13 protein-coding genes are annotated in these 9,533 nt (G+C 48.5%); all 13 read right to left on the bottom strand.

The window, feature by feature from the left end:
- Positions 1–146: 146 nt before the first annotated feature.
- The 13 genes from ACNKIB_RS08000 to ACNKIB_RS07940 all read right to left on the bottom strand — a co-directional run bounded on the left by ACNKIB_RS08000 (position 147) and on the right by ACNKIB_RS07940 (position 9,529).
- The gene (locus tag ACNKIB_RS08000; protein ID WP_417910025.1) at positions 147–395 is read right to left on the bottom strand and encodes a YkvA family protein; all 249 of its coding nucleotides are present in this window, start codon (positions 393–395) and stop codon (positions 147–149) included.
- The gene (locus ACNKIB_RS07995) at positions 395–1,195 is read right to left on the bottom strand and encodes an enoyl-ACP reductase FabI (protein ID WP_417910024.1); all 801 of its coding nucleotides are present in this window, start codon (positions 1,193–1,195) and stop codon (positions 395–397) included. The genes ACNKIB_RS08000 and ACNKIB_RS07995 overlap by 1 nt, the downstream gene beginning before the upstream one ends.
- Positions 1,195–1,632 (bottom strand): 3-hydroxyacyl-ACP dehydratase FabZ family protein, encoded by a 438-nt coding sequence (locus tag ACNKIB_RS07990; RefSeq protein ID WP_417910023.1) that lies wholly within the window; start codon positions 1,630–1,632, stop codon positions 1,195–1,197. The genes ACNKIB_RS07995 and ACNKIB_RS07990 overlap by 1 nt, the downstream gene beginning before the upstream one ends.
- Positions 1,632–2,375 (bottom strand): SDR family oxidoreductase, encoded by a 744-nt coding sequence (locus ACNKIB_RS07985; protein ID WP_417910022.1) that lies wholly within the window; start codon positions 2,373–2,375, stop codon positions 1,632–1,634. Before ACNKIB_RS07985 ends, ACNKIB_RS07990 begins: the two co-directional genes overlap by 1 nt.
- A gap of 33 nt (positions 2,376–2,408) precedes the next feature.
- Entirely contained in the window at positions 2,409–2,603 is a 195-nt protein-coding gene (locus ACNKIB_RS07980; protein WP_417910026.1) for a DUF86 domain-containing protein, read from the bottom strand.
- A gap of 130 nt (positions 2,604–2,733) precedes the next feature.
- A complete protein-coding gene (locus tag ACNKIB_RS07975; RefSeq protein ID WP_417910021.1) occupies positions 2,734–3,030 on the bottom strand; it encodes a nucleotidyltransferase family protein in 297 nt (98 codons plus the stop codon).
- Between the two features lie 203 nt (positions 3,031–3,233).
- Positions 3,234–3,623, bottom strand: a complete 390-nt coding sequence (locus ACNKIB_RS07970; protein WP_417910020.1) for a HEPN domain-containing protein — start codon at positions 3,621–3,623, stop codon at positions 3,234–3,236.
- Positions 3,613–3,918 carry a nucleotidyltransferase domain-containing protein gene (locus tag ACNKIB_RS07965; protein ID WP_417910019.1) on the bottom strand — a complete coding sequence of 102 codons (306 nt, stop codon included), beginning with the start codon at positions 3,916–3,918 and terminating at the stop codon, positions 3,613–3,615. The genes ACNKIB_RS07970 and ACNKIB_RS07965 overlap by 11 nt, the downstream gene beginning before the upstream one ends.
- 1 nt (position 3,919) lies before the next feature.
- A complete protein-coding gene (locus tag ACNKIB_RS07960) occupies positions 3,920–4,771 on the bottom strand; it encodes a hypothetical protein (RefSeq protein ID WP_417910018.1) in 852 nt (283 codons plus the stop codon).
- A 68-nt stretch (positions 4,772–4,839) separates the two neighbouring features.
- Positions 4,840–6,246 (bottom strand): phytoene desaturase family protein, encoded by a 1,407-nt coding sequence (locus tag ACNKIB_RS07955; RefSeq protein ID WP_417910017.1) that lies wholly within the window; start codon positions 6,244–6,246, stop codon positions 4,840–4,842.
- Positions 6,247–6,300: 54 nt separating this feature from the next.
- Positions 6,301–6,897 carry a PAS domain-containing protein gene (locus tag ACNKIB_RS07950; protein WP_417910016.1) on the bottom strand — a complete coding sequence of 199 codons (597 nt, stop codon included), beginning with the start codon at positions 6,895–6,897 and terminating at the stop codon, positions 6,301–6,303.
- 407 nt (positions 6,898–7,304) lie between these two features.
- Entirely contained in the window at positions 7,305–8,744 is a 1,440-nt protein-coding gene (locus ACNKIB_RS07945) for a pentapeptide repeat-containing protein (RefSeq protein ID WP_417910015.1), read from the bottom strand.
- 518 nt (positions 8,745–9,262) lie between these two features.
- The gene (locus ACNKIB_RS07940; protein WP_417910014.1) at positions 9,263–9,529 is read right to left on the bottom strand and encodes a DUF1294 domain-containing protein; all 267 of its coding nucleotides are present in this window, start codon (positions 9,527–9,529) and stop codon (positions 9,263–9,265) included.
- Between the last annotated feature and the right edge of the window lie 4 nt (positions 9,530–9,533).

The raw sequence follows: 9,533 nt of genomic DNA, 5'->3' as shown, positions 1-9,533 counted from the left end.
TTTGGTACATCGAAGGCTTTTACAACCGCCAACGGCGGCATTCGGCGATCAGTTATCAGTCGCCGGACAACTACGAGCCGCTCTTCTTCAAAAGGGCTACTTAGGGAATAAAACGTGTCCGCTATTGCGAAGACAGGTCATGCAACTCATTCATCACCTTCTACCCTAAAACTATTTGCCCAAGCAATCAGCAATGCAGCCAAGGTTAGATCATCCATCACGCCAATCACCGGCAGCCATTCAGGGATAATATCCCAAGGTGAGACGATATAAACCAAGCCAAGTCCCAAGATCAGCTTGACATAACGCGGGGTTTCCTTGGCACGAAACACAGCCCAAGCGTGTTTTGCCATCAGAACGGCGCGAGTAAAAGGATTAAGCTGTTTGATTGCCATCAGCGCACCGCCTTGGCGATAATGTCCTTGTCGAAATAGTTGAAGCTCATGCCTGCGTCCACCACGAGAGTCTGGCCGTTGATGCCTGATGAGCGCGGCGAAAGCAAGAAGGCGGCGGCATCGGCCACCTCCTCGGTGCGCAAAGCCTGTTTGCGCGGAATGGCCTGCTCGGCGAAGATGTAGGAATCAATGTAGCCGGGAATGCCTGCTGAGGCCGAGGTTTTGAGCAGGCTTGCTCCGACCGCGTTGAAGCGCACCCGTGAAAAGGCGGAGAAAGATTTGGCAAGAAAGCAGAGTGAGGAATCTAAGGCCGCTTTGACCGGAGCCATGTAACCGTAGTTCTCCGAAGCCATGCGGGTGGTGGAAATGGAGATCGTGACCATTGCGCCGTCCACGTCGAGCAGCTCTTTGAAGTGATTGGCAATGGCGATGAAGGAGAAACAGGAGATGTCTATGGCTTGCAGGAAGTCGCGCTTCACCGTGCCATGAAAGGGCTGCATTCCTTCGGAGTAATTGGCAAAGGCGATGGAATGCACAATGCCCGCAATCGGCCCGCCCACCTGCGCGGCGATTTCATCCCGCACCCGGATGATGTTCGCCTCGTCCTCTACATCGCAGCAGAACACCGGACTGGCCGGAAAGAGCTTGCGGCAAGTTGCGGCCCGCTCCTCGCTGCGCACCACATGAATCACTTCGGCTCCGGCTTCAAGCAGTGCCTTACCGACCGCGCAGGCCACCGACTTCTTGTTTGCCAGACCAAAGATGACAACCTTTTTGCCTGCCAGCTTGAGAAAATCCATCACGCACCTCTCCCTTTCAAGGCGCAGGCGAATTCCACCTGCACGGCAGTCTTGCCGCCAACCTGTACACCGCCTTTGAGAAACCAAGCCGGGCCGATTTGCTCTTTCAAGGCCGCTGTGATTTCAATCAAATCGCCGGGCCGCACCTCGCGCTTGAACTTTGCGCCAAGAATGCGGGTCAACACCGGTATGCCCTGCAAATCCTGCTTGCCGCGCAGCGTTTCGGCAATCAGCAGCGCACCGGCCTGAAAGACCGCCTCGCAAAGTAACACACCCGGCATGATGGGATAGTCAGGATAATGGCCTTTGAAGATGTCCAACTCCGCAGAGATCGTTATTTCCGCCCGGATTGCGCTTTCGGTCAGCTCCAGCACCCGGTCAAGCCAGAGAAAAGGCGGGCGGTGCGGAATCCGCGCCATGATAAAGTCCCTGTCCATCACAAGCCTCCGGTTATTTCCAAAACCGAGCCGTTGATGTAGGCGGCGTTCTTTCCGGCGAGGAAAAGCACTGCGTCTGCGACTTCTTCCGGTGTGCCGAAGCGGTTTGCAGGCACTAATTTCTTGTATTCCTTCACCTGTTCTTCAGAAAGGTCGTCAATAAAATCTGTGCTGATGAAACCGGGAGAGACGCAGTTGACGGTGATCTTCCGCTTCGCTACTTCTTTCGACAGTGACTTCATCAGCGCGACCTGTCCGGCCTTGGAGGCGGCGTAGTTCGCCTGTCCGGCAAAGCCAAGACGACCCATTGGCGAGGTAATGAAGATGATCCGCCCGTATTTCTGCTTCAGCATCAGCGGCAGGGTGAAGCGGCACATGTTATAGCCGCCGGTGAGGTTGACATCTAGCACCCGCTGCCAGTCTTCCTGCCGCATCATGGCTAAAACCGCGTCGCGGCGGATGCCCGCGTTGTTGACAAGAATGTCAATGGTGTCGAATTGCTCCTCGGTCTCGCGGCAGAAGGCTTCCACGGCCTTGCAGTCGCTGACATCCACTTTATACAGGCGCAGATGACGCTCGCCCACATCGGAATGCGCAGCAGCAAAGGCGGACGCTGCGGCCTCATCGCCGCTGTAGAGGCCAAGCACAGTTGCGCCTTGAGCGAGCAAGGCCTCGGTAATTGCTTTGCCTATGCCTTTGGTCGCGCCGGTGACAATGGCTTTTTGATTGGTGAAGGTGTTCAAGGGTGATTCTCGTAGTTGTTTTTCAGCAATGAGTTAGTTAAGCAACTGAGTGAGCTGCTTCAAAAGCACTGGAATATCTTTTTGAATCGAATCCCACACGATTTCATTTTCGACAACATCGTAACCGTGGGCGATCACGTTTCTGAAGCCGATGATTTCCCGCCAGTTGTCAATTTTGGCAAGCAGTTCGGCATCAATATTCTTGATTCGGTTTAAGGCTTCGCCGATGATTTCAAATTGCCGTTCGACCGCAGATTGCGTTTTTATATCTGCTGCGTATTCGGCTTAGGCCATGTTTTTAGTGAACTGTAGAATCAGCCGACAGGCATTGGCAGCATCTTCAAGGCAGACAGCAGGATCATGAGGTATAAACAGTTTTTATGTTTGAAAAAATGTATTCTTTGATGCGGCTATTTTTGAGGGCTTTTAGCATGACAAGATCAACAGGCCGTGAAAATAACTCTTCAAGCTCGAATTTTACGTTCATATATCGTTTGATTCCATTGGCTGCGCCCTCAAGTTCAATGAGGAAATCAACATCGCTGCTCTCGTTAAAATGCTCAGTGAGTGCGCTGCCAAAGATGCTCAGGCTTTTGACTTGGTATTTCTGGCAGATGCTGATAATTTTTCGATGATAATTTTCGATGACTAGCATGTTGTTATCTTGCAAGAGACGCTTGATTGCCGCGCCATAAAGATCATAATTTGCTCAGGTTCATCCGTAGCAGTGAATGCCGCATTTGCAACTGCAAACAGCTTGTTGCCGATGCGGAACAGGGCAGGTTCGCCCGCCCTTGAAGGATTATACGTTGACTGCTCCACACGGACTGCTTTGAAGAAAGCATATCCCTGTTTCGTTCATTTGTTACAGGTTAGATCTGCGTGCCGCATCGCCTTCTCTGCAATTTCAATTCCTGTTCGGCATATCTTCTCGTCCGGCTCGTAATCGGCGAGAATACTGCCCAGAGGATACTTTGATGGAAGATAAATAGAATTCAGAAAATCGCACTCATCGTCAGGCAGGTCAATCTCAACGCCATTTTCAAGGAGCATCTTTTTGATCTCTAAAATATCATGCGTCTTTCTGATATGGGAGGATGTTTCGACGAGAATTGCTTTCAATGCTTTTTCAACCGCCTGCTGAACATTTTGCAAACAAGGATTATACAGGCAGCTGTCCAATAGGATTTTAGCGGATTCAAAGTTCTCAGCCGCGTATTTCAGCCAAATTCTCGTTTCATTTTTCATAAATTGTCTCTCCCAACTCAATTTCATCAAGAAACAGGCCGGTTGCAGAGGTCTTCAGCGGAATCACATCAACCGGCAGCATGTTCGCTATCTCCCGCATGAGCTTTCGATATTTCAAAGCAAGCGACAGATAGCTTTCCGTGCTGTTTTGGAAGATAGCGACATCAATATCATTTGGCTCGTTTGAGCGGATAAATGAACCAAACAGAACAATTTTCTGAATTTCTTGTTCGTTGGAGAGTTGTTCTCTGATTTTGTTTTTGATCAGCTCTTTTTCTGCTCTCGATATAACCATTTTATATCTTATTCATGGAATGATTAACAATAACCTCAGCTGCGGAAGTGATAGCCGAAAAGAGCCGTTTAATATCTTTTGGAGTAATTTGGATTACATCATCTTTAAGAACACACTCATGCTTTAGTTGTCTCAATTTATTGTTTATTTTTCCTCCTTCATGAGCGAGTGAATTTCTAATCTCACGTAATATAAAAACTTCCCCATCATTCCATACTAATTTCCCTGCCTCCTCTCCAAAAACACGTTTTATATCGTTAGAAAATTTTGCACCTCTTCTGTACTCATCAAGTTTAAGCTCATTTTTTACAATTTTTACTATGAAATTATCATAAGAACTGAATCCTGAAAGATATGACACACGTTGATTGCTCCATAACGCATAGCTAAATATAGGTTTTGGCATCTTCAAAAGATTGTCCCAAATGCCATAGCTATCAATAATTATGGGTACTTTTTTGTTTATATCAAAATAATCCTGCGACATAACTACAAGCCGATCTTTAATTTTACGCGAAAGTCTGTTGCTTTTAGTTAGCTGCGGAACCTCACTGCTCAATCTTTTCATGATGGCAGACGCAAATTCAAGAAGGGTGCTCCTTGGATTTATCGACTGTACATATCCAGCATAAAACGTCTCCAACATGGTAGGCATGAGATAAGGCAATGAAGCATTATATGCTATACCTCTAAGCTCCATAAGGAGGATAAAAAAATGCTTACCAATAATCGACTCTTTGTTTAATTGATTGGCTATGTTCCCTATTCGCTCATCATCTAAATAATTTCTGTAAGAATCTAACTGGCTGTCTATATAGATCGTTCCAGCAAATTGATTATTATCGTCATTCATGGCGGTCTCAATTTAACCTGTCGTCATTAACAAAAGCTGTCCCACGCCGAAACGTGGGAACAAACTCCTCATCCCCTCACATACGCATCCGCATCATTGGCGACAATCACGCCGTAGTTGATTGCGCCCAGCCAGCCGCTCATGATGATGCCGACCGAGCCGACATGGAACAGCCCGCCCACTTCCTTGAATAAGGTGCGCGAGATGTCCAGCCCCTCGAACTTAGTGCCGAAAGAACTGCCCTTGGTGTGCAGGGTATAGCGGTGGAAAGTCTTAGGCGTGGCTGTCTCCACGGTGTCGATTTTTTCGCGGATGCCGGGAAGATAGCGTTCCAGATCAAGCAAGCTGCGTTCCGCCATCGCCACCTTGGCCTGCTTGTAGGCCGCTTCGTTAAGTCCCGCCCAATCGTCATAGTTGGCATTCATTGAAGCAACAACTGTATAATCAGGATGCTCAGGCCGGGTCTTCGGATAATACACCGAAAAGGTGCGGCTTTTGGTGTCCATCTGCCGCATTTCCTCAGAGGAGAAAACCGCAGCCGTGGAGGTGAAAAGCAGGTCGCCCACATCCGGGAAGGACTCGCCCTTGCGGATGCCGAAATACACCTGGCAGGAGGAGTTGTTCACCACCACCTTGTCGAAACGGCTGAGGAAATCGCTGCTGAATGCCTCGCGGCCCGCAAGCTGATCAATGGTGTTGGTGATGCCGGAGTTGGAAACCACGGCTTTGGCCGCAATCTCTTGCCCTTTCACCAGCACGCCGCGCACCTTACCCTTTTCGACCAAAACCCGCTCAACTTGCGCGCTGGTGCAGATGGTCACGCCGTTGGCTTGCAGATCGTCCGCCATCATCGCAATCAGTTTGTCCGTGCCGCCTTCAAAGGTGAACACGCCTTTGCTCATAAAATTCGAGAACACAATGCCATAGGTGATGGCTGGCTCATTGAGCGTGGAGCCGTTGGCGTAGGCAATCGGTTCCATTAGCAGGCGGTGGACATCAGAGCGGCCTGGAAAGAATTGCTCAAACAATTCCCGCGTGGTCATGCTCTGATCGTCATAAAAATTCATCGCTCGGACGGTGTTGAAGAAATCATCCACCACGCTGCGCTCGATCTTGAAATCCTCATGCAGAATGCGGACAAAATCGTCTTTCGAGAACGTAGTAGTGAGCGAGAACTGCGGGTTGTCAAAGACGATGTTTTTCAGCTGAACGATGGAGTCTTTGATTGCTTTCGACCAATATTTGCTGCATGTTTTTACCATGCCGTAAGGAAAGCCATGCAGCGAGACATCAAAGATATGGCCGCCGCGCTTGAACCAAGCCGCCAAACCGCCAAGCTGGAAATGCTGCTCCAGCAGCAGCACGCTGTGGCCAGCTTTCGCCAAACGGTTAGCGCAAGTCAGGCCGCCAAGGCCAGAGCCGATGACGATGATGTCGTAGCTGTTTGCAACTTTGTCAAAGGGAGTGAATTTCATGGCAGATTAAATTATGTTGTTAAATATTGTTCGAGCAGAAAAGAGGATGTGCGCTTACATCTCCTGATCATCCTTCTCAGCCCTGAATATGTCCATTTCACGTTGGAAGCAGTCCGGGCAGTAATTGTGCGAGCAGTCTATGTCCCAATGATTCTTGAAATACGATTCAACCCGCATCCACGTTTTCTTTTCGTCCTGCATCTTGCCGCAGACCGGACAAAGAAAAATCATTCGGTATAAGGCGGCTATCTCACTGATATCCTCAATCACCAGTAGGGCATGAGGATTTTCATTAAAATAAAAAGGAGAAGCCGTAACAAGCGCGAAGAGTTCCACCTTGCGCCCATCCCGGATATATTCTATTCGTGCCTTGCGGCGGACAACGCGATTGCCCAAGAATGCTTTTACAACAGAGCTTCTGATGATACAGTCCTTGCATGCAGGAGACCAGCCGCAGCCCTCCGGGACTTCGGTTGAATGAATGCAATGCAGGATTTCGCCAGCCCGCCGCCGCAAGACAGTCTCCCGCTCGGCCATGATCAACTCGGCAGCAGCCGCGTTGTAGTCATGAATCCGCACATCTCGGTCAACAACAAAGACCAGCGAGGGCAGTGCGTCAAACACTGCCCGAAGCAGAGTGCGTTCATTCATAAGCGCGAGTTGCGGATGACGAAAACGAGTTGCGTGTTAAGGCTGCCAAAGCTGGCTGTCTTGGCTTTCAGGGCGGCATTGTTCAAAGCCAGTTTACCCTCTGATGAGGCGGCTGGCAAAACGAAACTGGCAACGATTCAAGAGTTGCTCACATTCCTATAGAAGTAGGTCTGCTTGAGTGCAACGAAAGCGGACAACTCATTTCTCAAATTGTCTGATTTCGTTCTACTCAATCAGACCTACGCAAGCTGGCAAAACGAAACTGGGTAGCGATTCAAGAGTTGCTCACATTCCCATAGAAGTAGGTCTGCTTGAGTGCAACGAAAGCGGACTACTCATTTCTCAAATTGTCTGATTTCGTTCTACTCAATCAGACCTACGCAAGCTGGCAACGATTCAAGAGTTGCTCACATTCCCATAGCCTTTTTCAAACATTCCGCCGCCACATCAGTGCCGATAGTCTTTGCGCAATCTAAGGCAAATTTTCCGACGTTCTTCAGGTTTTTCAGATGCTGGAGCATGGCAGACTCATTCTGCTCGCTGGCGGCCTGCGCTGCTTTAGCAACATTCTCGGCAGCGGTTCGTTGTTCCGGGGTTTTCGCGCTGCGCTGCATCTCCTCGTGCAGGAGGGAAAGGTCTGCGGTGATTTGCTGAAAGGTGTTGCCGGAAGCAGATGCGCTTTGCCCGACCGCGCCGATTTGTCCGCCGCTGATGTAGTAATTATCTCCCATTGCCAGTCCTCTCGATGATGGAATTTTGTCGATCAGTTTGCTTTGATTCTCAATCAAACCCAGAACAGCGGCCATAAGCTGCTCCTGCCGTTCCGGCGCAATTCTGTTTTCCTCATAGCCAGCCGCAATCTGCTGCTTTGCCTTTTCCACGTGCTCAAGATGACAAACCGTGAACGTGGCGTGCGGCTGGCCGCGTTTGTCGAAACTGACCAGCTCCAGCGAAAACTCTTTATTCCGCTCATTGATGGCTTGCACCACTCGATCCATGATCAGCGGGTCAAGCGGCGTGAAACCCTGCTCGAAGATGTACTCGAAGGTGGGAAGCTGTTTGTGTAATTCCTCAAATTCTCCAGGGCGGAAATCGCGGTCAGGTGGGGTGCGCTGCTCTCCGGCTTCATCCCAATAAACATAATCGCAGCGGATGCCGTCAATAATCCAGTTTTCCCGTGCGGTGTTGTAAAGTTTTGTGCCAGTAATGTCAGCTCGGCTGAGATTGGCTTGTCGAAAATCGATTTCACGTAAGTCTAATCCGCGCAGATCAAAAGTAACAAGAATTGCACCCTTAAGATTTTTACGTTTCAAAATCTTACGTACAATTGAATCACCAAAAATAGTTTCATAGTCTTTACGGTCATAATGCCAATTCAATTCATTAATATTCAGAAAAGAAGAACCTGTCAAGATTGCACAATAAAAACGAGAATTGCCAATGTATGCTTTGTTAAATATTGCATTAGTCAAGTCTGATCCAGAAAAGTTTGTTGCAAAATTGAATTTCGAGCCTATATATTTTATATCATCCAGAAGAGCCTCTCTAAAATTAACCATTACAAGTATAGCATTTCTGAAGCTCGCTCCACGAATATCCGCTTTGCTAAAATTCGCCCCGCTTAAATTCTGCCCGTCCAGTTTGGCCCAGCGTAAATCAATATCCGCATCAGGGTTCTCCTCACGCCACTTGTTCCACGCCGCCACGCCCTGCTTGAGTATCGCCAACTGTTCTTTGTTTGCCATTTTGCACCCCAGGTGTATGGGCAAAAAATCTTTCACCCCTGCAAAATTGCCCCAGAAGTAGGTCTGCTTGAGTGCAACGAAAGCGGACAACTCATTTCTCAAATTGTCTGATTTCGTTCTACTCAATCAGACCTACGCAAGCTGCGCAATCTTTCGCACCTACCAAATTCCCCGCTTCAATCGCCTCAATTCACACTTAAATCAAGGCGATTTCAATTGAAATTGCCACGATTCACACTTGAATTGCCCTGTTTCCGCCGGAATCGGCCTGGTTTCAATTTAAATCACCTTGGTTCACACTTGAATTACCCCAATTTCAATTGAATTTGACACGATTCACGCTTCAATCGGGACGATTTCAATTGAAATCGGCTTGATTTAAACGTAACTCACCCTGATTTAAGTGTGAAACACCCTAATTTCAATTTGAATCGGAGCGATTCAAGCGTGAAACGAGGCGTTATAAATGCAATCTGCCTCGATTTAATTGCATAAAACTACAAAGAAAAATTCAAAAGATACGCTGGAAACCGCGTCGTTCATGGTCGGAACGAGCAAAAGACTGCCGCAGCTTTGCGCCGCTTATTTTAACTGCTCAAACTTGCACATCGCCATGCTCGTCAAACAAAAAGTAAACAGACAAGCAGGCCGCAATTTAACAGCACGGTCAGATAAAAAACAAAACGAAATGGCTGTTTCTTTGATTTATGCCGCAAGACCTGCTGGGCAAGCAAAGCACCTGGCCAGCCGCCAATCAGGGCAAGAAAATGCAAGGTATTTTCTGGGATCCGCCAGGAGCCTTTTGCTGCGGCTGATTTATCCTTGGCGTAGATAACAAAGGTAAGCAGACTAATAAGAAGATACCAGCCAAAGATTGCAAGAGCCATTCTG

The organism is Candidatus Electronema sp. PJ (assembly GCF_048287395.1).
Lineage (GTDB): Bacteria > Desulfobacterota > Desulfobulbia > Desulfobulbales > Desulfobulbaceae > Electronema.
The sequence above is the reverse complement of the archived record's forward strand: the minus strand, read 5'-3'. Positions and strand labels throughout refer to the sequence as shown.